This window comes from Pseudomonas simiae (genome assembly GCF_900111895.1).
Taxonomy (GTDB): Bacteria; Pseudomonadota; Gammaproteobacteria; order Pseudomonadales; family Pseudomonadaceae; genus Aquipseudomonas; species Aquipseudomonas simiae.
Window position 1 is genome coordinate 322,065 of record NZ_FOKB01000001.1, and the last position, 24,477, is coordinate 346,541.

Here is a 24,477-nt window from a genome sequence, read left to right on the forward strand (position 1 = left end):
CCAGCCCCAACGGAGAGCTGCCATGACCGATTCCCCCGACCGCGACGAACGCCACCTGGCGCGCATGCTGCGCAAAAAAGCCGTGATCGATGAACGCATCGCCAACTCCCCGAACGAGTGCGGCCTGTTGCTGGTGCTGACCGGCAACGGCAAAGGCAAGAGCAGCTCCGCGTTCGGCATGCTGGCCCGGGCCATGGGGCACGGCATGCAGTGCGGTGTGGTGCAGTTCATCAAGGGGCGCAACAGTACCGGTGAGGAATTGTTCTTCCGCCGTTTCCCTGAGCAAGTGCGCTTTCATGTCATGGGCGAAGGCTTCACCTGGGAAACCCAGGACCGCCAGCGTGACATCGCCGCCGCCGAAGCCGCCTGGGCGGTTTCCCGCGAGTTGCTGCAGGACCCGTCTATCGGTCTTGTCGTACTCGACGAACTGAACATCGCCCTCAAGCACGGCTATCTCGACCTGGACCAGGTGCTCAGCGACCTGCAAGCCCGCCCGCCGATGCAACACGTGGTGGTCACCGGCCGCGGTGCCAAGCCTGAACTGATCGAAATGGGCGACACCGTCACCGAAATGGGCATGCTCAAACACGCATTCCAAGCCGGTATCAAGGCACAGAAGGGCGTCGAACTTTGAATCAGCCCCGTCATTGCCCGGCCGTCTTGATTGCCGCACCGGCGTCCGGCCAGGGCAAAACCACCGTCACCGCCGCGCTTGCCCGATTGCACCGCAACCTGGGGCGCAGGGTACGCGTGTTCAAATGCGGCCCGGACTTCCTCGATCCGATGATCCACGAACGCGCCAGCGGTGCGCCGGTGTATCAATTGGACATGTGGATGGTGGGCGAGCAGGAAAGTCGTCGCTTGCTATGGGAAGCGGCGGGGGAGGCGGACCTGATCCTGATCGAAGGCGTGATGGGCCTGTTCGATGGCACACCGTCCAGCGCCGACCTGGCGCGACACTTCGGCGTGCCTGTCTTGGGCGTGATTGACGGTACGGCGATGGCCCAGACCTTCGGCGCGTTGGCCCTGGGCCTGGCACGTTATCAGCCGGATCTGCCGTTTGCCGGGGTGCTGGCCAATCGCGTTGGCACCTTGCGTCACGCACAATTGCTCGAAGGCAGCCTCACCGAAGGCCTGCGCTGGTACGGCGCGTTATCCCGCGAGACCGGTATCGAACTGCCTAGCCGTCACTTAGGCCTGGTACAGGCGAGCGAACTGAACGACCTCGATGTGCGTCTCGATGCAGCCGCCCAAGCGCTGGGCAGCAGTTGCGAAGTGGCTTTGCCGCCGCCAGTGACCTTTGCCGCACCGGAAGTGATCGAAACCCAGCCACTGCTCAACGGTGTGCGCATCGCCGTGGCCCGCGACGAAGCCTTCGCGTTTACCTATGGCGCCAGCCTCGACCTGCTGCGGGCAATGGGCGCTGAACTGGAGTTTTTCTCGCCGATCCACGATCGCAAATTGCCTGACGTCGACAGCCTCTATCTGCCCGGTGGTTATCCGGAATTGCACCACCAGGCGCTGGCGGAAAACACCTCGATGCTTGACGCCATCCGCGCTCATCATGCCGCCGGCAAACCGCTGCTCGCCGAATGCGGCGGCATGCTCTACCTGCTGGACTCGCTGACCGACGTCGAGGGTGTTCGCGCCGAACTGGTGGGCCTGCTGCAAGGCGATGCGGTGATGCAGAAGAAACTCGCGGCCTTGGCGCTGCAAAATGTCGAATTGCCCGAAGGCACGCTGCGCGGCCATACCTATCACCACTCCCTGACCACCACCGAATGGCAGCCGATTGCCCGTGGCCTTAGCCCCAATGGCGGACGCGGTGCCGAGGCGGTTTATCGGCAGGGGCGGATGACGGCTTCCTACGTACACTTTTACTTCCCCTCGAATCCCCAGGCGGTGGCCGCATTGTTCGCGCCCGATCCTGTAGGCGCCGGCTTGCCGGCGATGAGGCCATGACCGACAACGCCTTCCCCGAGGCCGACCGCCAGGCGGTCTACCGCGCCATCGCTGAACGTCGCGACATGCGCCACTTCAGCGGCGGCACTATCGCCCCGGAATTGCTCTATCGTCTGCTCCAGGCCGCGCACCAGGCACCCAGTGTCGGCCTGATGCAGCCCTGGCGTTTTATCCGCATCAGCGACCGTCCGTTGCGTGGGCAGATTCAACAACTGGTGGAAGAAGAACGCATACGCACCGCCGAAGCCCTGGGTGAACGCTCCGATGAGTTCATGAAGCTCAAGGTCGAAGGCATTCACGACTGCGCCGAAGTGCTGGTGGCGGCGTTGATGGATGACCGTGAGCGGCACATTTTTGGGCGGCGCACGTTGCCTGAAATGGACATGGCGTCACTGTCCTGTGCTATTCAGAATCTTTGGCTGGCGGCCCGTGTCGAAGGGCTGGGCATGGGCTGGGTCTCGCTGTTCGAGCCCCAGGCCCTGGCTGATCTGCTGGGTTTGCCACCCGGCGCGAAACCTTTGGCCGTGCTGTGCCTGGGGCCGGTGGCCGAGTTCTACCCGGCCCCGATGTTGCAACTCGAAGGCTGGACCGAGCCTCGGCCGCTGAGTGACATGTTGTATGAGAATGGGTGGGGAGTGAGTCAATGAGTGTGGCCTTGCTGTGTGTCGCTGCAGTCGCGCTGGATGCGCTGCTGGGCGAACCCAGACGCTGGCATCCGCTGGTGGCGTTCGGCAATTTCGCCGGGCGTATCGAGCAACGTTTCAATACCGGTGGTCGCGGCTGGCGCAGTCATGGCGTGACCGCGTGGGTTATCGCCGTGGTGCCGCTGACTCTGCTGGCTACGGCTTTATCCTGGGCGCCGTACATCGGCTGGGTATTGGAGATCCTGGCGTTGTACTGCGCGCTTGGCATGCGCAGCCTTGGCGAGCATGTGATCCCGGTGGCCCAGGCCTTGCGCAGCGATGACCTGGACGAAGCGCGACAGCGCGTGAGCTACCTCGTAAGCCGTCAGACCAGTGAACTGGATAGCACCGAAGTCGCCCGCGCGGCCACTGAGTCGGTGCTGGAGAACGGCAGCGATGCGGTCTTCGCCGCGCTGTTCTGGTTTGTGCTCGCGGGGGTGCCGGGCGTGGTGCTTTATCGCCTGAGCAACACCCTTGATGCCATGTGGGGCTATCGCAACGAACGTTTTGAACGCTTCGGCTGGGCGGCGGCAAAGATTGACGACGTGCTGAACTACATTCCTGCACGCCTGGTGGCGTTGACCTACGCGGTACTGGGTAAGACTCGTCTGGCGCTCAAATGCTGGCGCACCCAAGGCCCGACCTGGGACAGCCCGAACGCTGGCCCGGTGATGGCTGCCGGTGCCGGCGCCCTGGGCGTGGAGTTGGGCGGCGCCGCCATCTATCACGGTGAAGTGCACCAGCGTCCGCAACTGGGCGAAGGCCCGGCGGCGGATGCCGATTCCATCGACCGGGGCTGGCAACTGGTGCAGCGCGGCGTATGGTTGTGGCTGCTGATCCTATGCGCGGGGGCGCAATTCTATGCTTGAGCACGGTGGCCGGTTGCGCAGGGCGTCGATTCAGTACGGGATAGCCGAGGCCGATTGGCTCGACCTGTCCAGCGGCCTCGCGCCCTGGCCCTGGCCGATTCCCGAGATCCCGCTGCGGGCCTGGGCGCGCCTGCCGGAAACCGACGACGGCCTGGAGCAGGCCGCCAGCGAATACTATGGCGCTGCACACCTGTTGCCGGTGCCCGGCTCCCAGGCGGCCATCCAGTTGCTGCCACGCCTGCGCCGCGCTGGCAAAGTCGGCGTGTTGTCACCGTGCTATGCCGAACACGCCGAAGCCTGGCGCCGCGCCGGCTACGTGGTGCGCGAAGTGCAAGAGCAGGAAGTCGACTTCTTCTTGGAGGGGCTCGACGTACTGGTGGTGGTCAACCCCAACAATCCCACCGGCCTGAACCTGGCCCCACAACGCTTGCTGGACTGGCATTCGCGGCTGGCCCAGCGGGGCGGCTGGCTGGTGGTAGACGAAGCGTTCATGGATGTCACCCCTCAATTCAGCCTGGCGGGCCACGCCCATCAGGTCGGCCTGATCGTGTTGCGCTCGTTCGGCAAATTCTTCGGTCTGGCCGGGGTGCGGCTGGGCTTTGTATTGGCCGAGCGCAAGCTGCTCAAGTTGCTGGCCGAACAGGTCGGCCCCTGGGCCGTCAGCGGACCGACGCGGGTGTTGGGTCAGATATGTCTGCGCGACACCACCGGTCAGGCGTTCCAACGCGTGCGTTGCATCGAGGCAGGCCAGCGTTTGTTCACCTTGCTGGAGCGCCACGGCTTTCCCCCCCAGGGTGGCTGCGCGTTGTTTCAATGGCTGATCACGCCTCACGCCGAACGCATGCACGAATTCATGGCCCAGCGCGGCATCCTGCTACGGCTGTTTGTCCACGACAGCAGTCTGCGTTTCGGCCTGCCCGACACCGAGGCTGACTGGCTACGGCTGGACGAAGCCTTGGTCGCCTTTAAGGACGCTACATGAGCACGCTGATGGTGCAAGGCACCACCTCCGACGCCGGCAAAAGCACCTTGGTGACGGCGCTGTGCCGCTGGCTGGTCCGTCAGGGCGTGGCGGTGGTGCCGTTCAAGCCGCAGAACATGGCGCTCAACAGCGCCGTGACCGCAGAAGGCGGCGAAATCGGCCGCGCCCAGGCTGTGCAGGCCCAGGCCGCCAACCTGGCGCCGCACACCGACATGAACCCGGTGTTGCTCAAGCCTAACAGTGACACCGGCTCCCAAGTGATCATCCACGGTCGCGCCGTCACCACCATGAACGCTGTGGCCTACCACGACTACAAATCCATCGCGATGCAAGCGGTGCTGGCTTCCCACGCCCGGTTGAGCCAGGCTTACCCCGTGGTAATGGTGGAAGGCGCGGGCTCCCCGGCGGAGATCAACCTGCGCGCCAATGACATCGCCAACATGGGCTTCGCCGAAGCGGTGGATTGCCCGGTTTTGCTGATCGCCGACATCAATCGCGGCGGGGTGTTTGCCCATTTGGTCGGGACCTTGGAATTGCTATCGCCCACGGAGCAGGCACGGGTCAAGGGCTTTATCATTAACCGTTTTCGCGGTGACATCGCGCTGTTGCAACCCGGTCTGGATTGGCTGGAAGCGCGCACCGGCAAACCGGTGGTGGGCGTGTTGCCTTACGTGATGGACCTGCACCTGGAAGCCGAAGACGGCATCGACAGGCGCCAGACCGACAAGGTGGCCCAGGTACTCAAGGTGGTAGTGCCGGTGTTGCCGCGCATCAGCAACCACACGGATTTCGACCCGCTGCGCCTGCATCCTCAAGTGGATCTGCAATTCATCGGGCCAGGCCAGCCAATCCCCGCCGCCGACTTGATCATCCTCCCCGGCTCGAAAAGCGTACGCAGCGACCTGTCCTATTTGCGCACCAACGGCTGGGACACCGCCGTGGCGCGGCACTTGCGCTATGGCGGCAAGGTGCTCGGCATTTGCGGCGGCCTGCAGATGCTCGGCGAGCAGGTGCATGACCCGCTGGGCCTGGAAGGGCCTGCCGGCTCCAGCGATGGGCTTGGGCTGCTGGCGTTCAGCACTACGCTTGAAGAAGAGAAGCAGTTGCGCAACGTGCGCGGGCGGCTGTTGCTGGAGGATGCCGAAGTCTGCGGCTATGAGATTCATGCGGGCGTGACGTCTGGCGACGCTTTGTCGAACGCTGCCGTGTTGCTGGATGACGGTCGCACGGATGGCGCGCAAAGTGCCGACGGGCAAATTCTCGGCACCTACCTGCATGGCTTGTTCGAAAGCCCGGCGGCCTGCAGCGCCTTGCTGCGCTGGGCCGGTCTGCAGGATGTGCAGGCAGTGGATTACCACGCGTTGCGCGAGCGCGATATCGAGCGCCTGGCGGACCTGGTGGAGAATCACTTGGACACCGATTTATTGCGCAAGCTGTGCGGGGTCTGACGGTGAGTACGCGGTCCCGATGTGGGCGCTGGCTTGCCCGCGATAGTGGCCTTAAGGCCGAGCCTTTTCAGCCAACCCAAGGTGCTGTCCCATGCTGCAACTGATCCTCGGTGGCGCCCGTTCCGGCAAAAGCCGTCTTGCCGAAAAGCTCGCCAGCGACAGCGGCTTGCCCGTCACTTACATCGCCACCAGCCAACCGCTGGATGGCGAGATGAATGAACGCGTCGCCCTGCATCGCCAGCGTCGTCCCGATCACTGGGGGCTGATCGAAGAGCCTGTCGAATTGGCGCGCGTGCTGCGCGAAAACGCCGCGCCCGCGCAGTGTCTGCTGGTGGATTGCCTGACTCTGTGGCTGACCAATCTGCTGATGCTGGAAGACTCGAATCGCCTGGTGGCTGAGCGCGATCAGTTGCTGGAAACCCTGGCCGTGCTGCCGGGTGAAATCATTTTTGTCAGCAACGAGACCGGTCTGGGTGTCGTGCCGCTGGGCGAATTGACTCGCCGCTATGTGGATGAAGCCGGTTGGCTGCATCAAGCCTTGGCCGAGCGCTGTCAGCGTGTTGTCCTGACAGTTGCCGGCCTGCCCCTGACGTTGAAAGGTACTGCGTTATGACTGACACCTGGTGGCTCAACCCCTGTAAGGCGATTGACGCGCACGCATACGAACACGCCCTGGCGCGCCAGCAGCAATTGACCAAACCGTCGGGCTCCCTCGGGCAGTTGGAGGCCCTGGCGGTGCAATTGGCCGGCTTGCAGGGCCAGGTCAAACCGTTGGTGGACCACGTGTGGATCGCCATCTTCGCGGGTGACCATGGCGTGGTAGCGGAGGGCGTGTCGGCGTTTCCTCAGGAAGTCACTGGGCAGATGCTGCACAACTTTGTCAGCGGTGGCGCGGCCATCAGCGTCTTGGCGCGACAGTTGGAGGCACAGTTGGAAGTGGTCGACCTTGGCACGGTCACGCCGTCCCTGGACCTGCCAGGTGTGCGCCACCTGAACATCGGTGCGGGCACCGCCAACTTCGTCAATGGCCCGGCAATGACCGAGGCCCAAGGGGGGCTCGCCCTGCAAGCCGGCCGCGACAGTGCGCGGCGAGCATTGGCAAGCGGGGCACAGCTGTTTATCGGTGGCGAGATGGGCATCGGCAACACCACCGCCGCCAGTGCGCTGGCGTGTGCCTTGCTGGACTGTCAGGTCAGTGACCTCACGGGGCCTGGCACTGGGTTGAATGCTCAGGGGGTCAGCCACAAGGTGGCCGTGATCGAACGCGCCCTGGCGTTACATGCCGGCCAGCGTGGTGATGCGTTGCAAACGCTGTTCAATCTCGGCGGCTTTGAGATTGCCGCACTGGTGGGCGCGTACCTGGCCTGTGCGCAGGAAGGCATCGTGGTGCTGGTGGATGGTTTTATCTGCACTGTCGCAGCGCTGGTTGCGACGCGCTTGAACCCGGCATGCCATGAGTGGCTGGTGTTCGGCCATCGCGGTGCTGAACCAGGTCATCGCCATGTGCTGCAAAGCCTCGACGCGAAGCCGCTGCTGGAATTGGGCCTGCGCCTGGGCGAAGGCAGCGGCGCGGCACTGGCGGTTCCCTTGTTGCGCCTGGCATGTGCGCTGCACGGTCAGATGGCGACTTTCGCCGAAGCCGCCGTGGCAGACCGCCCGGTATGACCTTGCGCCTGGACCTGCTGCGTCACGGCGAGACCGAGTTGGGCGGCGGCCTGCGCGGCAGTCTGGACGATGCACTCACCGCCAAGGGTTGGGCGCAAATGCGCGCAGCCGTGGTGGCGCAGGGGCCGTGGGACCGTCTGGTCAGTTCACCGCTGCAACGGTGCGCGCGGTTTGCCGAGGAACTGGGGGCTCAGCTCCATGTGCCGGTGGCCCTGGAAAAGGATCTGCAAGAGCTGCACTTCGGTGCCTGGGAGGGGCAGAGTGCGGCAGCCTTGATGGAGACCGACGCCGAAGGGCTGGGGTTGTTCTGGGCTGATCCCTACCGCTTTACACCACCGGAGGGCGAACCTGTCAGCGCCTTTTCCGACCGGGTTCTGGGCGCTGTCGCGCGCTTGCATCAGGCCTATGCCGGTGAGCGTGTGTTGTTGATCAGTCATGGCGGTGTGATGCGTCTGTTACTGGCGCAAGCGCGTGGTTTGCCGAGGGAGCAACTGTTGAACGTCGAAGTGGGCCATGGCGGGCTGTTCAGTCTGCACGTCAATGCTGGCGGCACACTGACGGAAGTGGGGTAGACATGCTGCCATTCTGGATCGCCCTGCAATTTCTCAGCAGCCTGCCGATTCGCTTGCCGGGTATGCCGCAGCCTCAGGAATTGGGGCGTTCACTGCTGTTTTATCCGGTCGTCGGTCTGTTGTTCGGTGTGTTGTTGTGGGGCCTGAACTCGGTATTGATGGGCGCGCCGTTGTTGCTGCATGCCGCATTGTTGCTGACGGCCTGGGTATTGCTCAGTGGTGGCCTGCACCTGGACGGTTTGGCGGACAGCGCCGACGCCTGGCTCGGCGGTTTTGGCGACCGCGAACGCACGCTGACGATCATGAAGGACCCCCGCAGCGGCCCGATTGCCGTGGTTACCCTGGGGATGGTGCTGCTGCTCAAATTCACTGCGTTGGTGGCCCTGATCGAGCAACCTAACGGCGCAGCACTGATCCTGGCGCCGTTGATTGGCCGCGCATCGATGCTGGCGCTGTTTCTTACCACGCGCTATGTACGTGCCGGCGGATTGGGCCAGGCATTGTCGGATCATTTACCGAGGATCGTCGGCCAACAGGTACTGATCCTCAGTGGTTTAGCCTGCATCCTCATTGGCGGCTTCAGTGGCGGGCTGGCTGTACTACTTGCTGCGATCTGCTTCATAGGGCTGCGCCAACTGATGGTCAATCGGCTGGGCGGCACCACGGGCGATACTGCAGGCGCTTTGCTGGAACTGCTGGAAGTCGTGGTTCTGGTCGGCCTGGCGCTGTAACACTTTCTTGCATTTCATAAATCGCGGGTATATACACCTTCTATGCTTGCCTCCCAATGTTTGTGCACCAACCTGCGACGTGCCGCCCGTGGCGTCAGCAGGCATTACGACGGCGCCCTTGATGGCTTCGGGATCAACGTCGCCCAGTATTCTTTGCTGTGTAACCTGCAGCGCCTCGATCAGCCGAGTATTTCCAGCCTGGCGGAAGCCATGGGCCTGGATCGCAGCACCTTGGGGCGGAACCTGCGGGTGCTGGAAGGTGAGGGCCTGGTAAAACTGGTGGAAGGCGATGACCTGCGCAACCGCCTGGTGATGTTGACCGAGGACGGTGAAGCACGACTTGCCGCAGCATTACCCGCCTGGGAAGCGGCGCAGCAAAAATTGATCGATCAACTCGGCGCGGAAAAACGCGAAACCTTGTTGGCCTTGCTGGACGAACTCGCCTGAGCGCGGGGTTTGTTCGAATACAAGCGGGTATATACCCGCGAGCGGAGAATAAGAAATGACCTCGATGTGGCGCACCAGTGGTTGGATTCTTGTAGGGAGTGCGCTGATTCTGGCGTTGTCGTTGGGTGTGCGGCACGGTTTTGGCCTGTTCCTGGCGCCGATGAGCAGCGAATTTGGCTGGGGCCGTGAAACTTTCGCCTTTGCCATCGCCTTGCAGAACCTGATCTGGGGCCTGGCACAGCCGTTCACCGGCGCTTTGGCTGACCGTTTTGGCGCCACTAGAGCGGTGTTTGTTGGTGGCATCCTGTACGCGGCGGGCCTGGTGTTGATGGGCATGTCCGATTCGGCGTGGTCGTTGTCCCTCAGCGCCGGCTTGCTGATTGGTATCGGTCTGTCTGGCACCTCGTTCTCGGTGATTCTTGGTGTGGTCGGTCGGGCCGTGGCGCCGGAAAAACGCAGCATGGCCATGGGGATTGCGAGTGCTGCCGGTTCGTTCGGTCAGTTCGCCATGGTGCCGGGCACCTTGGGTTTGATCAGTTGGTTGGGCTGGTCTGCTGCATTGCTGGCGCTGGGCCTGATGGTGGCGCTGATTCTGCCGCTGGTGGCGATGCTCAAAGACAGGCCATTGCCGGTGCTGGCGGGCCAACAAACCTTGCGCGAAGCCTTGAAGGAAGCCTGCTCCCATTCCGGCTTCTGGTTGTTGGCCTTCGGCTTTTTCGTCTGCGGTTTCCAGGTGGTGTTTATCGGCGTGCATTTGCCGGCTTATCTGGTGGACCAGCATTTGCCGGCCACCGTCGGTACCACGGTGCTGGCACTGATCGGCCTGTTCAACATCTTCGGTACCTACACCGCCGGCTGGCTCGGCGGGCGCATGTCCAAACCGCGTTTGCTGACGGGGTTGTACCTGCTGCGCGCGGTGGTGATCGTGCTGTTCCTGTGGGCGCCGGTCACTGAAGTCACGGCCTACCTGTTTGGCATGGCGATGGGCTTCCTGTGGCTGTCCACCGTACCGCTGACCAACGGCACCGTCGCCACATTGTTTGGTGTGCGAAATCTCTCCATGCTTGGCGGGATAGTGTTTTTGTTCCACCAACTCGGTTCGTTCCTGGGCGGCTGGTTGGGCGGGGTGGTCTATGATCGAACCGGCAACTACGATTTGATCTGGCAGGTGGCGATCCTGCTGAGCCTGCTCGCCGCAGCCCTGAATTGGCCGGTACGTGAGCGCCCGGTGGCGCGATTGCAGGCACAGATGGAGGCGGCATGAGCAGAGTGGCACACGGTGTGATACTGGTTGCGGGGCTGGTCCTGGTGGTGTTGGCCTGGTGGGGCTGGCAGCGTGGCGGGCTGGCGTTGATGCAACTGGGCATGTCGATCTGTTAAGTTTCCGGTCTGGCTGCTTTTAGTCAGGTCTCTTCAAAGGACACATAACATGCAGATGCGTTGGCTCGCTGTACCCGTCCTGATGGCCATTGGCAGTGCTGCCCTGGCCGCCAGTTGCCCGCCGCTGTTGGAAGGCCAATTGCCCAAGCTGCGCGCCAAAGAGTCCATCGACCTGTGCCAGCGCTTTGCGGGCAAGCCGCTGGTCATCGTCAACACCGCCAGCTTTTGTGGGTTCGCCCCACAATTCAAAGGCCTCGAAGCTTTGTATCAACGCTACAAGGGCGAAGGGCTGGAAGTGATCGGCGTGCCGTCGGATGACTTCAAGCAGGAAGCCAAGACCGGCGAAGAAACCGCCAAGGTCTGCTACGTGAATTACGGCGTGACCTTCACCATGACCGAGCCACAAAAGGTCAAGGGGCCGGATGCGGTGCACCTGTTCAAGGTATTGGCGCAGCAGACCGACGCGCCGCCGAAGTGGAATTTCTACAAGTATGTGGTGGATAGGCAGGGCAAGGTGATTGCCAATTTTTCCAGCCTCACCAAACCGGACAGCCCGGATTTGATCAAGGCGGTGGAAGAGGCGTTGGCCTCCAAACCCTGACAATCGCCCATTAAAAAGCCCCGCTTCCTTTGCAGGAGGGCGGGGCTTTTTTATACGGCGTCAGATCAGAACTTGTACGTTACGCCCAGGCCAAAACCGTTGGCGCTGTTTTCGTACTTAGCATTGTAGGACTGGCCCAATGCGTTGGCACGAGCGACCTTGACTGGTTCTTCCTTGAGGTAGGAGTAAGCCAGGTCCACGGTCATATTCGGCATTACATCGTAACCAAGGCCGAGACTGAAGATAGTCCGGTCACCGGTTGGGATACGCGGCGAACGGTCGGTGTTGTTGGTCGGCGACTGGTCGAAGGTCAGGCCGGTACGCAGCACCACTTGCTTGGTGACACGATACGAGGTACCCACGGCATAGGCCCAAGTGTCGTGCCAATTCTGGTCTTCTTTGATGGTGCCGACAATTTGCGGAGCCAACACACCGCTACCGGCTGCGGCCGATACACCTTCGTTGTTGACGGTGATGTCTTTCAGGCGGCTCCAGCGGGTCCAGGTAGCGCCTGCGTAGAGTTTCCACGCGTCGCTCATATCTTGAGTAACCGACAGGTCCCAGGATTCAGGTGTGTCGATCTTCAGCGACGCGTCGTAGCGGCCATTGTTCAACAGCGAAGCTGGAACGTTGGTGCCTTTGGTCACTTCGGTATGGCCTTCGAGCTTGTACTTCACTTTCGAGTGGTAGGTCAGGCCCACTCGCGTTGTGTCAGTAGCTTGAACCAGCAGGCCGGCATTGAAGCCGACGGCGGTGTCATCACCCTTGATCTTGATGTTGTTGGAGCCGGTACCCGCGACTGGCAGGTTGATATCGGACTCAAGCGTACCAGCGATACGGTTGATGGTCGGACCAAAACCAATGGAAACCCGATCGTTGAAGGCGTAGCTGACCGTCGGCTGGAAAGTGATGACGGTCACTTCGCTTTTGCTGCCAAAGGCTTTGCCTTGGAAGCCACTTTCGTAATCGGTCACAAGGCCAAACGGAGCATAGACGCCGAAACCGACAGCCCATTGATCGTTGAGTTTATTGGTGTAGAAACCGAAAGGAACGGCAGTGAAAGGCACCATATCGCCTTTGTTCGTGCCGCTGGAGCGGCCGCTGACATCCTTGATGTTGCTTGAGGCATCAATCGCCGCAACACCGCCAGTGACTTGCTGGCCTTCAAGGCGAGCCATACCGGCAGGGTTACCATAAACGGTGCTGGCGTTTTCGGCAGAAGAAGAGCGGCCTGCGAAACCCGTACCCATCCCGGCGACGTCTTGTTCGTTAAGGGCAAAGCCACTTGCGAAAATATGAGAAGAGGCCATGGCAACGGCGAGGCTAAGTGTGGTCTTGAGCATTACTTTTTTCATTATTAGAACTCCGTGGTGATCACCGCTGCGGAAAGTAACAATAAAATTAAGATCGCGCTATAGGCTGTAATGCAGGAGATAGAGCGGTTTTGTAGGACAATCCGACCAAAATACAGGGTTTTTGACGAATCTTGCAAATTGCCCGGTCAGCAAACCACGTGATTCATGGGTGAAACACAGGTGTGCCAGGCTTGAATGAAATCGCGCAGCCGTCCTTGTGGGTGAAAAATTTCTTTCCAGATACGTGCCATGGCCAAGACATCACCGGGTGGAGGCAGTGTAGGAGTGTGTTGTTCCACCAACAGCCAGGCGATGGCGGTGGCATAACGCAAGTTTACGGTGAGCTCCAGTTGCGGTGCGCTGAGGAACGCATGCTGGCTCGCGAGTCCGCGTACCAGGCTGGCGCGTTCGGGGTCCAGCGCCAGATAGTTGTCCCACAGGGCACGATGGCGTGGTTCGGTGATGCTGTACAGGCCGTGGCCGCGCCGGTCGTGCAAGGCGGAACCGAGTTCCGACTGGCTGGCGGCAATGCCCAGCAGGAGAGACTCAGCCGTCGGGTGATGGCGGCCGAGGTACATCAAGGTCGGCCGGATCACATATCGAGACAATTCGCTGGCAGCGATACCCATACAAGCCTCAATCCGTGAAAGTGGTCGACGAGGCCTGAGAGGGGGGCTTGGCAGCAGTGGATCGGATCTCAGGCTCGTCGGAAGCGGATCATGCCGCTTGAGTTGAAGTGTAGTGTCATATTTGTGATGTAAAGGACTGTTTTTAAAACATCTTATTCATTTAGTTATAACGGTTATATCTATTTGAACTGAGTGCAACGGCCCAATAGGTAAATTCCGGGCAATAAAAAACCCTGTTTTTTAAACAGGGTTTTTGTGTTTCAGCGACGCGGGTCGATCAGGCAATCAATGCCTGACGGGTACGCTCGATCACGGCCTGCAGCGGTTCTGCGCTGGAGTATTGATCGGGGTACAGGCGTTCGCTGTGACGAGCGATGCCGTGTTCGTTGACCAGGGTGAAGCTGAAGCAGCCTTTGCGAGCGGCCATGATCAGGCAGTTCATTGGAGCAAAAGCGTTGGTGAGGGTGCGAATGGCATCCTGAGTATGGATTTGAGCGTTCATATTATTGGTGTTCCTACAAATGACACGGATTAAGAACCGTGCAACGTTAAAACGTTCCAGTAACGTTGATCACCATTGATCAAACGAAGAACCCGACTGGAACAAAGCAGCCAGTTTGAAGCGCTAATAATTTAGGCGCGCTTGGGCTGGCAGGTAGGTACTTAGGAGGGCAGGCAACACAACAGGGGCAAAGGTTCTGGGCCCGGGGTGAAGATCCTGATCAATTTGCAGGTTGGTTCGGTCAGAGTATGGAAACTTCGCGACACCCTTTGCTTGTTCAAAGGCAGTGTCGTCGCAAGTGATACCTGGAAACCATCGAGGTGGTCGATCCCGTGTTGTGCAGGGGAGTTGTTCGACCAGAATTGACTTTCAGCTTGGTACTAACGCCGCGGATAGTAACGGATTGAAACCGGTAAGGGAAGTATGTTAGCTAAAAAACTTTTATCAGCCGCCCAACAGGCCTCGATAGACCAAGACGGTGATCGCTGCTGCCAGTGAGCAGCCCAGTCCGTAGGCTGCAAGGGTCAAGCGCAGGGATTGGCCGGTCTCGACCACCTTCATCACGTCGCCGATGTCGTTTATCCGGCCTTCGCCCAGCTCGATGCAGAGGCTGACGGCAGTGAACGCCGCCGACAGCAGGATCGCGATGGCGAACAGCGCCCCATCCGGTGACGGCAGTGCTGCATTGATCCCCAAGGAAACGGCGCAGATGGCCAATAGCAACACGGCGAATAACAGAATCCCTTTCATCAACTCACCCACTGTTGCGTTGTAGGTCGGGGAGTGTGGCGAGCCGGGAAAGATTTGAAAAGTCCCTGGTTTGTCCAGGCGGTAACATTTTTGTAGCGAGTGGCTTCAAAAAAGGCCGGCGATATAACCATCGAATGGGTACTTGTGCACATTGGTTGCGGAGTGTGTAACCGCGCTGTCAACTGCACTCCAAGGCCGCCATTTGCCTGCAATGGAAATTTAAGTCAATGAAAAATCTGGCTTTTTTTTATTGGTGAAAAAATCGTCAGTTTGACTGCGGGCCCCATTCCATGGGGCTTTGCGCGAGTTAAAGGCGTGTTGTCCACTGAGTTATCCACAGCTTCTGTGGATTGTCCCGAGCGCTTGCTCTAGAACGGGCGTGCACAGTTTTTTCAGCTTTACCTGTACGAAAAAAAGAGTAGAGTGGCGCGCCTTCCGTTCTGTCTCACAGTGCTTTATGAAGTTTCGCTCAGTATCATCTTCTGTTACCGACACCCCTCAAACTGTTACCGCTCCCAAGCGCTTCTCCTTGAAAGTTGCCTTGTGGTTGCTCGACAGTCCGCGCTTGGGTCACAACACCAACGTAAAGCACCTCGCCGGGCGTTTGCTCAAGCAGCCGGCCCGTGAAGGTGTGGTCGCTGCGCAAAGCCGCCTGGGCCAACTGATGTGCCGCGAATGCGGGAATGCCCGCGACCGCCGCATCGGCCACGACCTGCTGCGCCTGGCCGCCCGTGCCGGTGACCGCCGCGCCCAGCGCGAACTGGGTCAGGTCGAAGACTGAGCTGTCCTTAGGCCCTCTGCTCCGCTAACCTTGGTTTTTTTCGGTGATGGCAGACATGTCTATGGTTTTTGACTGGACCAGTGTTGCCTTGGGCCTCGCTGGCGCTGCCGTGCCGTTATTGGCCGTGTGCTGGCAGCTGCAGCGACGCTTGAACGCACGCATGACCGGCTGGGAACTGCTCGAAGAGCGCCTGGCCACCGCACAGCTTGCCCAGGAAGGTCTTGCCGCGCAGTTGGATGCGAGCCGCGATGAGATCAGCGATTTGAGCCAAGCCAATGCCGCCAAGCAGGCTGACCTGGCCGCTGTGCGTCGCGAAGTCGAGTTGCTGCAGATCGACCGCGACAACGCCCGCGATGCCGCTCACGCCTGGAACCTCGACCGTAGCGCCAAAGAGACCGAGCTACGCCGCCTCGATGCCTTGTCGGCGGCCTTGCGCGCCGAGCTGCGTGAACAACAGGACAGTCATCAACAACGCCTGACCGACCTGCAAGGCTCGCGTGATGAGTTGCGTGCACAGTTCGCCGAGTTGGCCGGCAGGATCTTCGACGAACGCGAACAGCGCTTCGCCGAAACCAGCCAGGAACGCCTGGGCCAATTGCTCGACCCCTTGAAGGAGCGCATCCAATCCTTCGAGAAACGCGTGGAAGAAAGCTACCAGAACGAGGCGCGCGAGCGTTTTTCCCTGGCCAAGGAGCTGGAACGCCTACAGCAACTGAACCTGCGTCTGTCGGACGAAGCCACCAACCTGACCCGCGCGCTCAAGGGGCAGAAAACCCAAGGTAACTGGGGAGAACTGATCCTTGAACGTGTGCTGGAGCATGCAGGTCTGGAGAAGGGCCGTGAGTACCAGACCCAGGTCAGCCTCAAAGGCCCGGATGGCGAGCGGTTCCAGCCCGACGTGCTGATCATGTTGCCCGGCGACAAGCAGGTGGTGGTGGACTCCAAGGTCAGCCTGACTGCGTATCAGCAGTATGTGGCGGCGGAGGATGACGTCATTGGCCAGGCAGCCCTGAAGCAGCATGTGCTGTCGCTGCGAAATCACGTCAAAGGCCTGGCCGGCAAGGACTACAAACGCCTGGAAGGCCTGCACAGCCTGGATTTCGTGTTGCTGTTCGTGCCGATCGAAGCGGCGTTTTCCGCTGCGTTACAGGCCGAGCCCAACCTGTTTCAGGAGGCGTTCGACCGCCATATCGTGATTGTCAGCCCAACCACCTTGCTAGCGACCCTACGTGTGATCGACAGCCTCTGGAAACAGGAACGCCAGAGCCAGAACGCCCGGGAAATCGCCGAGCGTGCCGGTTGGCTGTACGACAAGTTCGTGCTGTTTATCCAGGACTTGGATGAAGTGGGTAACCGTTTGCAGCAGTTGGATAAGGCTTACAGTGCGGCGCGAAACAAGCTGACAGATGGACGCGGAAATCTGGTCAGCCGGACCGAGCAATTGCGGTTGCTGGGCGCGCGGGCGAGTAAAAGCCTGCCGGCGGATTTACTGGAGCGGGCGATGACCGACTCCGATGGTGTGGCACACCTGCCCGAATAAAATACGGCGGTGTGCAAACTCCCATATTTGACCGCGCTGGATCGCCCTACAGCGGCAAATGCCGACTCAGCAACGCCCGCAACGCCGCAGGCTTCACCGGCTTGGCCAGATAATCCAACCCCGCCGCATGCACCTCGGCCACCATCTCCGGGCGGCCGTCGGCGCTGATCACCACGCCGGGAATCGGCTCCGCCAATTGCGCTCGCAGCCAACCCATCAGTTCAGTCCCGGTTTCGCCATGGTCCAGGTGGTAGTCCACCATGGCCAGTTGCGGGCGCACGCCGTCGGCGAGCAACGCTGCGCATTGGGCCTGGTCGGTGGCGGTCCACACCTCGCAGCCCCAACGCGTCAGCAGGCTGCGCATGCCGATCAAGATGCTCTCTTCGTTATCTACACACAGCACCTGTGCACCGCTCAATGGCAGGCCGTTTTCCTGGGGGGGCTTGATCGGAGCGCTGACTTGATTGCGCGCCAACGGCACGCGCACGCTGAACACGCTGCCCTTGCCTGGCCATGAGCGCACGCTCAACCGATGGCCGAGTACGCGACACAAGCCATCGGCGATCGCCAGGCCCAGCCCCAGTCCTTTCTCCGCGCGGGTCTGGTGACTGTCCAGGCGCTTGAATTCTTCGAAGATCACCTTCTGTTTATCCAGCGGGATGCCGGGGCCACGGTCCCACACTTCCAGGCACAGCTCGCCCTTGCGTCGGCGTACGCCCAGCAGTACCGGGCCGTCGGCATAACGGAAAGCGTTGGTCAGAAAATTCTGCAGGATGCGCCGCAGCAACTTGATATCGCTGTCGACGCGCAAGCGACTGCCGCGCAGGCGGAAACGCAGGCCTTGCTCCTGGGCCAGCGCTTTAAACTCCGCGCCCAAGGTGTCGAACAGTTCGTTAAGCACAAAAGGCTGGCGCTGCGGATTGATCTTGCCGTTTTCCAGGCGCGAGATGTCCAGCAGGTCGCTGATCAGGTCCTCGGCAGAGCGTAGGGAACTGTCCAGATGCTGCACCAATTGCCGGGCTTCGCTGGACAGGCCGTCGTTCTGATGGGAAAGGGCGGCGGAGAACAGGCGTGCGGCATTCAAGGGTTGCATCAAGTCATGGCTCACGGCCGCCAGAAAGCGCGTCTTCGACTGGCTCGCGGACTCGGCCACGCCCTTGGCATCGGTGAGCGCGACGTTGAGTTGCGACAGTTCGTAGGTACGCGCGGTCACCCGTTGTTCCAGGCCTTCGTTGGCCTCGGTGAGTGCCTGTTCGGCTTCGCGGAACGCGGTGATGTCAGTGAAACTCATGACGAAACCGCCGCCGGGCATCGGGTTGCCGATCAGCTCGATCACCCGGCCATTGGGGAACAAGCGCTCGGAGGTGTGCGCACGGCCCTGGCGCATCCAGTGCAGGCGGCGCGCCACGTGTACTTCGGCCTCGCCCGGCCCGCACAGCCCGCGTTCGGCGTTGTAGCGGATGATGTCGGCGATCGGCCGGCCCACGCTGATCAGCCCGTCCGGATAGTTGAACAGCTCCAGATAACGCCGGTTCCAGGCCACCAGCTTGAGGGACTGGTCGACCACGCTGATGCCCTGGGTGATGTTCTCGATGGCGCCTTGCAGCAACGCGCGGTTGAACTGCAGCACCTCCGAGGCTTCATCAGCGATGCGGACGACGTCCTCCAGCTGCATTTCCCGACCTTCAATGGCCGCTTTTACCACTGCGCGTGTCGAAGACGCTCCCAGCACGCCGGCCAATAAGCGCTCGGTATGGGCGATCCAATCGTTGTCGGCGTTCTGGTTGGGGTTGAAGCCCTTTCCCTGGCGATAGGCGAAGCGGATAAAGCTTTGCTGGGCGCGTTCTTCACCGACAAAACGCGCCGCCAGGCTGAGCAAGTCGCTGATTTGCACCGACAACATCGAGCGGGCGCTGGCGCGTTGGCTGATTTCCTGGCCGATGAAACGCCCGGCTTGCCAGTGTTCTGACACGCGTGTGCGCGACAGCATCGACACCCACACAAACAGCGTGAAGTTACCCGCCAGGGAGAACACGGTGCCCAAGGTCAATGAGGTGACGGACAGGCCCAGCGGGTGGGAGTGCATCCAGGTCAGCCCTGGGAAAAGGCTGAGGGACCAGCCCAGGCTTTTCGCCGTTACCGGTAGGACCAAGGTGTAGAACCACAGGAAAGTACCGGCTGCGAGCCCTGCGAACACACCGCGTCGGTTCGCTTGTTTCCAATACAGCGCACCGAGCATGGCCGGCGCCAGTTGGGTCACGGCGGCAAAGGCGATCTGGCCGATGGTCGCCAGGCTCGCAGTAGAGCCGAGCAGGCGATAGCTGACGTAGGCCAGCAACAGAATGATCACGATGCTCACCCGGCGTACCGACAGCATCCAGTGGCGAAACACTTCGAACGGCCGTTCGGCGCTGGAACGACGCAGCAGCCAGGGCAGCAGCATGTCGTTGGACACCATGGTCGACAGGGCGATGCTCGCCACGATCACCATGCCGGTGGCCGCCGACGCACCGCCGATAAATGCCAGCACGGCCAGCGCCGGATGGGCTTCGGCCATGGGCAGGCTGATCACATAGGAGTCCGGCAATACCGAGCTGGGCAGCAGCATCTTGCCGCCGAGGGCGATAGGGATCACGAACAACGCGGCCAGCACCAGGTACGCGGGAAACACCCACTTGGCCAGGCGCAGGTCCTGGGGATCGATGTTCTCCACCACCGTGACATGGAACTGCCGAGGCAGGCAGATAATCGCCATCATGGCCACACCGGTCTGTACCACCATTGATGGCCAGTTGACGGTCTCCTTCCAGTATTCATCCAGGCGAGGCGCGAGCATGGCCTGGCTGAACAGGTCGCCGAAACCGTCGTACAACCCGTAGGTCACAAACGCGCCGACCGCAAGAAACGCGAGCAACTTGACCAGGGATTCAAACGCAATCGCCAGCACCATGCCGCGGTGGTGTTCCGTGGCATCGAGGTTGCGCGTACCAAACACAATGGTGAACAGCGCCAGCACCAGCGAGACGATCAGCGCGGTGTCCTGGGCGCGGGTGCCGGTGGTGTCGGCGCCGGCGCCGATCAGCAGGTTGACGCCCAGTACGATGCCTTTGAGTTGCAGGGCGATATAAGGCAGCACGCCGACCAGGCAGATCAGTGCGACCACCACGGCAAGGGATTGGGATTTGCCGTAGCGCGCCGCAATAAAGTCGGCGATAGAGGTAATGTTTTCCTGCTTGCTGATCAGAATCATCTTCTGCAGCACCCAAGGTGCCAGTACCAACAACAGCACCGGTCCCAGGTAGATCGGTAAAAATGCCCACAACTGTTCGGCAGCCTGGCCTACAGCGCCGAAGAAGGTCCAACTGGTGCAATACACGGCCAGCGACAGGCTGTACACCCAGGCGCGCATACGCGGCGGCAGTGGCGCACGGCGACGATCACCGTAGAAGGCGATGGCAAACATAATGGCCATATAGGCCAGGGCAACGGTGGCGATCAGCCCGCTGGACAGCGTCATGGTAACTCCGAGCATAAGAACACCCGGGCATTCCGGGCCCGGTTGGACAGTCTCGCAGAATGCTGGGGGTTAGTCAGTGTCGACCAAGGTCTGAGCGCGACGTGATGTCGCGGCCTAGCGGGGTGGCAGGGTTTTCTGGCGCAGGATGTAAATAGTCACCAGCACCGCGCTGGTCAGCATGAAACCACGTGCCCACGGCAGTGGCACCAGGTAGCAGGAGACGCTGATGCTCAGCCACATCAGGCCGATGGCGTAGACCTTGCCCTTGAGAGGGATGCCATTGCCGTCCAGGTAATCACGGATCCATGGGCCCAGGCGCGGGTGTTGCACCAGCCAATGGTAGAAACGCGGAGAGCTTCTGGCGAAACAGGCGGCAGCGAGGAGTAGGAAGGGTGTGGTCGGCAATACCGGTAGGAAAATGCCTATCACCCCCAACGCTACGCTCAGCCAGCCGATGGCCAGCAGCCCGTAGCGCAGGAGCAGTGAACGATTGCCCATGGGTGTCACGGGCAAGCGACTCAGTGGTGACGTGGCTTGAGGATCGCCGGTTTTTCGTCAGGAGCGTTGCACAGCAGGTACAGCGCAGTCAGGGCTTCCGGGATCTGAACGATCATGTCGTCCATCAGGTTGGCATCGGCGGCGATGTCGGCGAACTCAGGCTGGTCGTCGAACAGGCCCGAACCGACCATGATCGGCAGCAGCATTTCGCTGACTTCTTCCTCGGCGGTTTCGAACCAGGCGGCTTCGCGCAGGAACACGCCTTCCATGAAGCCGATGCACCAGCCGCGCAGATCGGAGTCATCCGGTTCTTCGCCCAGGTCCAGCTCGCACGGCAGCTCGAATTCCTCGTCGGAGGCCAGTTGGCGACCGATGTGGGCCTTGAGGGCCAGCAGGGTGGATTCGATTTCTTCGCGTTGGGCGGCGTCGGTGTAGTGCGGCTCTTCGGCGAACAACGCGTCGATCCATTCACGGTCAGGTACGACTTCGGAGCAGATCGACAGGGCGGTCAGGTAGCCGTGGGCGGCCACGTAGTCCAGCGCCTCGTCATGCAGCTCATCGGCGTCGAGGAAGGCTTGCAGGCGGGTTAGTTGCTCAGCGAAGGACATTGAAGGACTACCTTGGGAATAAACGATGCTGAATTCTAGGCTTTCTTGAGCGCACAGGCCAGCCGAACGGCATTTTAGATCGCGGTCGCTATTCGTCAGTGGCGCCCTTTGCCAGGTAGCGCTCGGGTATACTGCCGCGTTTTGTGATGCCCTTGCAGGCCAAGCGCCAGTCCGCGAAAACTTCGCTTACGGATTTTTTCCCGTGAAAGCGCATTTTTTCGGCCAGCCTGTACAGAGGGATTTCGGCACTATTTTTGGAGTTTTACATGCTCGAGCAGGCACAACGCGTCCTCAAGGACATCTTCGGCTACGACAGTTTTCGTGGCCGCCAGGGTGCGATCATTGAGCGCGTGGCCAGCGGCGGTGACGCCCTGGTCCTGATGCCTACCGGCGGCGGCAAGTCGTTGTGCTTCCAGGTGCCGGCGCTGTTGCGCAATGGCCTGGCGGTGGTGGTGTCGCCGTTGATCGCGTTGATGGACGACCAGGTGGCGACCCTTGAAGAGCTCGGTGTCGCCGCTGCTTCGTTGAACTCCACCCTCAGTGCCGAGCAGCAGCGCGACCTGGCGGCGCGTATCAAGCGCGGTGAAGTGAAGATGCTGTACCTGGCCCCCGAGCGTCTGGTGCAGCCGCGCATGCTGGCTTTTTTGCAGAGCCTGGAAATCGCCCTGTTCGCCATCGACGAAGCCCACTGTGTGTCCCAATGGGGTCATGACTTTCGCCGTGAGTATTTGCAACTGGGTCAATTGGCCGAGCTGTTTCCCGATGTGCCGCGCATTGCCCTGACCGCCACCGCCGACAAGCGTACCCGCGAAGAAATCGTCGAGCGCCTGCACCTGCAGAACGCCGAGCGCTTCCTGTCGAGCTTTGACCGGCCGAATATTTTCTACCGCATCGTGCCCAAGGAGCAGCCGCGCAAGCAGTTGCTGGCGTTCCTCTCGGAGCGACGCAGCGATGCGGGCATCGTCTATTGCCTGTCGCGCAAGAAGGTCGATGAAGTCGCCGCGTTTCTCTGTGAGCAAGGCTACCCGGCACTGCCGTATCACGCCGGCCTGCCGAATGACCTGCGTGCCTACCACCAGAAGCGCTTCCTCAACGAGGAAGGCCTGATCATGGTGGCCACCATCGCGTTCGGCATGGGCATCGACAAGTCCAACGTGCGATTCGTCGCGCACATGGACCTGCCCAAATCCCTTGAGGCCTACTACCAGGAAACCGGCCGTGCCGGCCGTGATGGTTTGCCGGCGGATGCGTGGATGGTCTACGGCCTGCAGGACGTGGTGATGCTCAAGCAGATGCTGCAGAACTCCGAGGGCGACGAGCGCCACAAGCGCCTGGAGCAACACAAGCTCGACGCGATGCTCTCGCTGTGTGAGGAGACCCGCTGCCGCCGCCAGACCTTGCTGGCGTATTTCGATGAAGACATGCCCGAACCCTGTGGCCATTGCGACAACTGTGTCGACGGCGTGCAGACCTGGGATGCCACTGAGCCGGCGCGCCAAGGCTTGTCCGCTATCTACCGCACCGGTCAGCGTTACGGCGTCGGTCACCTGGTGGACGTGTTGCTGGGCAAGGACAACGAGAAAGTGCGCAGCTTCGGCCACGAAAAACTCTCGGTCTACGGCGTCGGCAAGGCCCGCGCCGAAGGCGAGTGGCGCTCGTTGTTCCGGCAGATGGTGGCGCGTGGCCTGGTGGACATCGATATCGAGGGGTTTGGCGGCCTACGTCTGAATGACAGCTGCCGGCCGTTGCTCAAGGGCGAAGTCAGCCTGGAGCTGCGCCGCGACCTCAAGCCGCAAACCACCGCCAAGAGCAGCACCAGCCAGGCCAGCCAGTTGGTGCGTGGCGAAGAACGCGAACAGTGGGAAGCCTTGCGCACCCTGCGCCGCAAACTGGCGCAGGAACACAGCGTGCCGCCGTACGTTATTTTCCCTGACTCCACCTTGCTGGAGATGCTGCGCGAGCAGCCCACCAGCATGGCCGAGATGGCGCGGGTCAGTGGGGTGGGCGCGCGCAAGCTGGAGCGTTACGGCCAGGCCTTCCTCGAAGTGCTCGGCGGCCAGGCCGAGGCGCCAAAGGAAGTCGCCGATATCCGCCACGAACTGATCAGCCTGGCACGCGCCGGTATGACCCCGGTCCAGATCGCCGGTCAGTTGCAATGCTCGGAGAAGAACGTCTACACCTTGCTTGCCGAATCCATCGGCAAGCAGCAACTGTCGTTGGAGCAGGCCCTTGATTTGCCAGAGGATCTGCTCGGTGAAATCCAAGACGCGTTCTTGGACGGAGAGGGCGAATTGCCACCTGTGGCGGAGATTGCCCCGCTGTTTACCGGGCGTGTTCCGGAAGGTGTTTTGTACTGCGTGCGGGCGGCTTTGCAGTCTGAATTCGAAATTTAGTGCGCCAATTGCGACAATGTAACGAATCAGTACATAGCAACTCTTGCCTACGGGCAAAGCTCATGCTTAGCTGACTAATAATTAGCCACATTTTATTTTCAGTCTAAAACATGAGTTTTTTATGCCGTTAACCGATCAACACCGATTTGGCATGCAATTGGCGCAAATGTCCCGTGGTTGGCGCGCCGAGTTGGACCGCCGCTTGGCCGGGCTTGGCCTGTCCCAGGCGCGCTGGCTGGTGCTATTGCACCTGGCCCGTTTCGAAGAGGCACCCACCCAACGTGAGCTGGCGCAAAGCGTCGGGGTAGAAGGGCCGACACTGGCCCGGCTGCTGGACAGTCTGGAAGGTCAGGGCCTGGTGCAACGCCAGGCCGTGGTGGAAGACCGTCGTGCCAAGCGTATCTTGTTGTGTGACACCGCCCGTCCCTTGATCGAACAGATTGAAACCATCGCTACCGCCCTGCGGCATGAGCTGTTTGTGGGTGTGGATGAAGCTGATTTGAGCGTGTGCATGCGCGTGCATGCACACATCCTGTCGAATCTGGAAAAGTCCTGAAGAAACCA

The 24,477-nt window shown here is 61.0% G+C and carries 24 protein-coding genes; 17 read left to right on the forward strand and 7 right to left on the reverse strand.

Annotation, left to right across the window (positions count from 1 at the left end; translation table 11 throughout):
• Nucleotides 1-22: 22 nt before the first annotated feature.
• From cobO to BMZ57_RS01520, 13 genes are all read left to right on the forward strand, one after another.
• On the forward strand, nt 23-634 hold the full coding sequence (cobO, locus tag BMZ57_RS01460) for a cob(I)yrinic acid a,c-diamide adenosyltransferase (protein WP_010208674.1): 612 nt from the start codon (nt 23-25) through the stop codon (nt 632-634).
• Complete coding sequence (locus tag BMZ57_RS01465; RefSeq protein WP_021490864.1) at nt 631-1,962, forward strand: cobyrinic acid a,c-diamide synthase CobB; 1,332 nt, start codon at nt 631-633, stop codon at nt 1,960-1,962. Before cobO ends, BMZ57_RS01465 begins: the two co-directional genes overlap by 4 nt.
• Nucleotides 1,959-2,609 (forward strand): 5,6-dimethylbenzimidazole synthase, encoded by a 651-nt coding sequence (bluB, locus tag BMZ57_RS01470; protein ID WP_044287618.1) that lies wholly within the window; start codon nt 1,959-1,961, stop codon nt 2,607-2,609. The genes BMZ57_RS01465 and bluB overlap by 4 nt, the downstream gene beginning before the upstream one ends.
• Nucleotides 2,606-3,514, forward strand: a complete 909-nt coding sequence (gene cbiB / locus BMZ57_RS01475; protein ID WP_021490863.1) for an adenosylcobinamide-phosphate synthase CbiB — start codon at nt 2,606-2,608, stop codon at nt 3,512-3,514. The genes bluB and cbiB overlap by 4 nt, the downstream gene beginning before the upstream one ends.
• A complete protein-coding gene (gene cobD, locus BMZ57_RS01480) occupies nt 3,507-4,496 on the forward strand; it encodes a threonine-phosphate decarboxylase CobD (protein WP_069673214.1) in 990 nt (329 codons plus the stop codon). The genes cbiB and cobD overlap by 8 nt, the downstream gene beginning before the upstream one ends.
• Complete coding sequence (locus BMZ57_RS01485; RefSeq protein ID WP_045791772.1) at nt 4,493-5,944, forward strand: cobyric acid synthase; 1,452 nt, start codon at nt 4,493-4,495, stop codon at nt 5,942-5,944. The genes cobD and BMZ57_RS01485 overlap by 4 nt, the downstream gene beginning before the upstream one ends.
• Before the next feature lie 91 nt (nt 5,945-6,035).
• Complete coding sequence (cobU, locus tag BMZ57_RS01490) at nt 6,036-6,557, forward strand: bifunctional adenosylcobinamide kinase/adenosylcobinamide-phosphate guanylyltransferase (protein WP_010208684.1); 522 nt, start codon at nt 6,036-6,038, stop codon at nt 6,555-6,557.
• Nucleotides 6,554-7,609 carry a nicotinate-nucleotide--dimethylbenzimidazole phosphoribosyltransferase gene (cobT, locus tag BMZ57_RS01495; protein ID WP_045791773.1) on the forward strand — a complete coding sequence of 352 codons (1,056 nt, stop codon included), beginning with the start codon at nt 6,554-6,556 and terminating at the stop codon, nt 7,607-7,609. Before cobU ends, cobT begins: the two co-directional genes overlap by 4 nt.
• Entirely contained in the window at nt 7,606-8,181 is a 576-nt protein-coding gene (gene cobC, locus BMZ57_RS01500; RefSeq protein ID WP_021490858.1) for an alpha-ribazole phosphatase family protein, read from the forward strand. The genes cobT and cobC overlap by 4 nt, the downstream gene beginning before the upstream one ends.
• Nucleotides 8,182-8,183: 2 nt before the next feature.
• The gene (locus tag BMZ57_RS01505) at nt 8,184-8,912 is read left to right on the forward strand and encodes an adenosylcobinamide-GDP ribazoletransferase (protein WP_042571873.1); all 729 of its coding nucleotides are present in this window, start codon (nt 8,184-8,186) and stop codon (nt 8,910-8,912) included.
• 42 nt (nt 8,913-8,954) lie between these two features.
• A complete protein-coding gene (locus tag BMZ57_RS01510) occupies nt 8,955-9,359 on the forward strand; it encodes a MarR family winged helix-turn-helix transcriptional regulator (RefSeq protein ID WP_010208689.1) in 405 nt (134 codons plus the stop codon).
• A gap of 64 nt (nt 9,360-9,423) precedes the next feature.
• Complete coding sequence (locus BMZ57_RS01515; RefSeq protein ID WP_162098522.1) at nt 9,424-10,623, forward strand: MFS transporter; 1,200 nt, start codon at nt 9,424-9,426, stop codon at nt 10,621-10,623.
• A 165-nt stretch (nt 10,624-10,788) separates the two neighbouring features.
• Entirely contained in the window at nt 10,789-11,340 is a 552-nt protein-coding gene (locus BMZ57_RS01520) for a glutathione peroxidase (RefSeq protein WP_010208695.1), read from the forward strand.
• A gap of 65 nt (nt 11,341-11,405) precedes the next feature.
• Here the strand turns inward: BMZ57_RS01520 and BMZ57_RS01525 are convergent, their stop codons facing one another.
• The 4 genes from BMZ57_RS01525 to BMZ57_RS01545 form a co-directional block, all read right to left on the reverse strand.
• Nucleotides 11,406-12,695, reverse strand: coding sequence for an OmpP1/FadL family transporter (locus BMZ57_RS01525; RefSeq protein WP_010208696.1), 1,290 nt, complete (start codon nt 12,693-12,695; stop codon nt 11,406-11,408).
• A 146-nt stretch (nt 12,696-12,841) separates the two neighbouring features.
• On the reverse strand, nt 12,842-13,324 hold the full coding sequence (locus BMZ57_RS01530) for a hypothetical protein (RefSeq protein WP_010208697.1): 483 nt from the start codon (nt 13,322-13,324) through the stop codon (nt 12,842-12,844).
• A gap of 277 nt (nt 13,325-13,601) precedes the next feature.
• Nucleotides 13,602-13,826 carry a hypothetical protein gene (locus tag BMZ57_RS01535; protein ID WP_010208698.1) on the reverse strand — a complete coding sequence of 75 codons (225 nt, stop codon included), beginning with the start codon at nt 13,824-13,826 and terminating at the stop codon, nt 13,602-13,604.
• A 444-nt stretch (nt 13,827-14,270) separates the two neighbouring features.
• Complete coding sequence (locus tag BMZ57_RS01545; RefSeq protein ID WP_010208700.1) at nt 14,271-14,576, reverse strand: hypothetical protein; 306 nt, start codon at nt 14,574-14,576, stop codon at nt 14,271-14,273.
• Nucleotides 14,577-15,033: 457 nt separating this feature from the next.
• Between BMZ57_RS01545 and BMZ57_RS01550 the strand changes: the two genes are divergently transcribed.
• Nucleotides 15,034-15,357 carry an SEL1-like repeat protein gene (locus tag BMZ57_RS01550; protein WP_029529074.1) on the forward strand — a complete coding sequence of 108 codons (324 nt, stop codon included), beginning with the start codon at nt 15,034-15,036 and terminating at the stop codon, nt 15,355-15,357.
• 175 nt (nt 15,358-15,532) lie between these two features.
• The gene (locus BMZ57_RS01555; RefSeq protein WP_175439678.1) at nt 15,533-16,897 is read left to right on the forward strand and encodes a DNA recombination protein RmuC; all 1,365 of its coding nucleotides are present in this window, start codon (nt 15,533-15,535) and stop codon (nt 16,895-16,897) included.
• Nucleotides 16,898-16,943: 46 nt separating this feature from the next.
• Here the strand turns inward: BMZ57_RS01555 and BMZ57_RS01560 are convergent, their stop codons facing one another.
• From BMZ57_RS01560 to BMZ57_RS01570, 3 genes are all read right to left on the reverse strand, one after another.
• Complete coding sequence (locus tag BMZ57_RS01560; RefSeq protein ID WP_044287611.1) at nt 16,944-20,414, reverse strand: hybrid sensor histidine kinase/response regulator; 3,471 nt, start codon at nt 20,412-20,414, stop codon at nt 16,944-16,946.
• 114 nt (nt 20,415-20,528) lie between these two features.
• Nucleotides 20,529-20,912, reverse strand: coding sequence for a YbaN family protein (locus BMZ57_RS01565; protein WP_010208705.1), 384 nt, complete (start codon nt 20,910-20,912; stop codon nt 20,529-20,531).
• Between the two features lie 20 nt (nt 20,913-20,932).
• The gene (locus BMZ57_RS01570) at nt 20,933-21,520 is read right to left on the reverse strand and encodes a UPF0149 family protein (protein WP_010208706.1); all 588 of its coding nucleotides are present in this window, start codon (nt 21,518-21,520) and stop codon (nt 20,933-20,935) included.
• 266 nt (nt 21,521-21,786) lie between these two features.
• Between BMZ57_RS01570 and recQ the strand changes: the two genes are divergently transcribed.
• Together recQ and BMZ57_RS01580 are read left to right on the forward strand one after the other, a co-directional pair.
• Nucleotides 21,787-23,913 (forward strand): DNA helicase RecQ, encoded by a 2,127-nt coding sequence (gene recQ, locus BMZ57_RS01575; RefSeq protein WP_021490852.1) that lies wholly within the window; start codon nt 21,787-21,789, stop codon nt 23,911-23,913.
• Nucleotides 23,914-24,034: 121 nt separating this feature from the next.
• Nucleotides 24,035-24,469 (forward strand): MarR family transcriptional regulator, encoded by a 435-nt coding sequence (locus BMZ57_RS01580; RefSeq protein WP_010208708.1) that lies wholly within the window; start codon nt 24,035-24,037, stop codon nt 24,467-24,469.
• Nucleotides 24,470-24,477 lie beyond the last annotated feature (8 nt).

What these genes read in the sequence shown, in the direction of transcription:
- cobO (WP_010208674.1), top strand. Translation starts at nt 23, where the DNA reads ATGACCGATTCCCCCGACCGCGACGAACGCCACCTGGCGCGCATGCTG.
- bluB (WP_044287618.1), top strand. Translation starts at nt 1,959, where the DNA reads ATGACCGACAACGCCTTCCCCGAGGCCGACCGCCAGGCGGTCTACCGC.
- cbiB (WP_021490863.1), top strand. Translation starts at nt 2,606, where the DNA reads ATGAGTGTGGCCTTGCTGTGTGTCGCTGCAGTCGCGCTGGATGCGCTG.
- cobD (WP_069673214.1), top strand. Translation starts at nt 3,507, where the DNA reads ATGCTTGAGCACGGTGGCCGGTTGCGCAGGGCGTCGATTCAGTACGGG.
- BMZ57_RS01485 (WP_045791772.1), top strand. Translation starts at nt 4,493, where the DNA reads ATGAGCACGCTGATGGTGCAAGGCACCACCTCCGACGCCGGCAAAAGC.
- cobU (WP_010208684.1), top strand. Translation starts at nt 6,036, where the DNA reads ATGCTGCAACTGATCCTCGGTGGCGCCCGTTCCGGCAAAAGCCGTCTT.
- cobT (WP_045791773.1), top strand. Translation starts at nt 6,554, where the DNA reads ATGACTGACACCTGGTGGCTCAACCCCTGTAAGGCGATTGACGCGCAC.
- cobC (WP_021490858.1), top strand. Translation starts at nt 7,606, where the DNA reads ATGACCTTGCGCCTGGACCTGCTGCGTCACGGCGAGACCGAGTTGGGC.
- BMZ57_RS01505 (WP_042571873.1), top strand. Translation starts at nt 8,184, where the DNA reads ATGCTGCCATTCTGGATCGCCCTGCAATTTCTCAGCAGCCTGCCGATT.
- BMZ57_RS01510 (WP_010208689.1), top strand. Translation starts at nt 8,955, where the DNA reads ATGCTTGCCTCCCAATGTTTGTGCACCAACCTGCGACGTGCCGCCCGT.
- BMZ57_RS01515 (WP_162098522.1), top strand. Translation starts at nt 9,424, where the DNA reads ATGTGGCGCACCAGTGGTTGGATTCTTGTAGGGAGTGCGCTGATTCTG.
- BMZ57_RS01520 (WP_010208695.1), top strand. Translation starts at nt 10,789, where the DNA reads ATGCAGATGCGTTGGCTCGCTGTACCCGTCCTGATGGCCATTGGCAGT.
- BMZ57_RS01525 (WP_010208696.1), bottom strand. Translation starts at nt 12,695, where the DNA reads ATGAAAAAAGTAATGCTCAAGACCACACTTAGCCTCGCCGTTGCCATG.
- BMZ57_RS01530 (WP_010208697.1), bottom strand. Translation starts at nt 13,324, where the DNA reads ATGGGTATCGCTGCCAGCGAATTGTCTCGATATGTGATCCGGCCGACC.
- BMZ57_RS01535 (WP_010208698.1), bottom strand. Translation starts at nt 13,826, where the DNA reads ATGAACGCTCAAATCCATACTCAGGATGCCATTCGCACCCTCACCAAC.
- BMZ57_RS01545 (WP_010208700.1), bottom strand. Translation starts at nt 14,576, where the DNA reads ATGAAAGGGATTCTGTTATTCGCCGTGTTGCTATTGGCCATCTGCGCC.
- BMZ57_RS01550 (WP_029529074.1), top strand. Translation starts at nt 15,034, where the DNA reads ATGAAGTTTCGCTCAGTATCATCTTCTGTTACCGACACCCCTCAAACT.
- BMZ57_RS01560 (WP_044287611.1), bottom strand. Translation starts at nt 20,414, where the DNA reads ATGACGCTGTCCAGCGGGCTGATCGCCACCGTTGCCCTGGCCTATATG.
- BMZ57_RS01565 (WP_010208705.1), bottom strand. Translation starts at nt 20,912, where the DNA reads ATGGGCAATCGTTCACTGCTCCTGCGCTACGGGCTGCTGGCCATCGGC.
- BMZ57_RS01570 (WP_010208706.1), bottom strand. Translation starts at nt 21,520, where the DNA reads ATGTCCTTCGCTGAGCAACTAACCCGCCTGCAAGCCTTCCTCGACGCC.
- recQ (WP_021490852.1), top strand. Translation starts at nt 21,787, where the DNA reads ATGCTCGAGCAGGCACAACGCGTCCTCAAGGACATCTTCGGCTACGAC.
- BMZ57_RS01580 (WP_010208708.1), top strand. Translation starts at nt 24,035, where the DNA reads ATGCCGTTAACCGATCAACACCGATTTGGCATGCAATTGGCGCAAATG.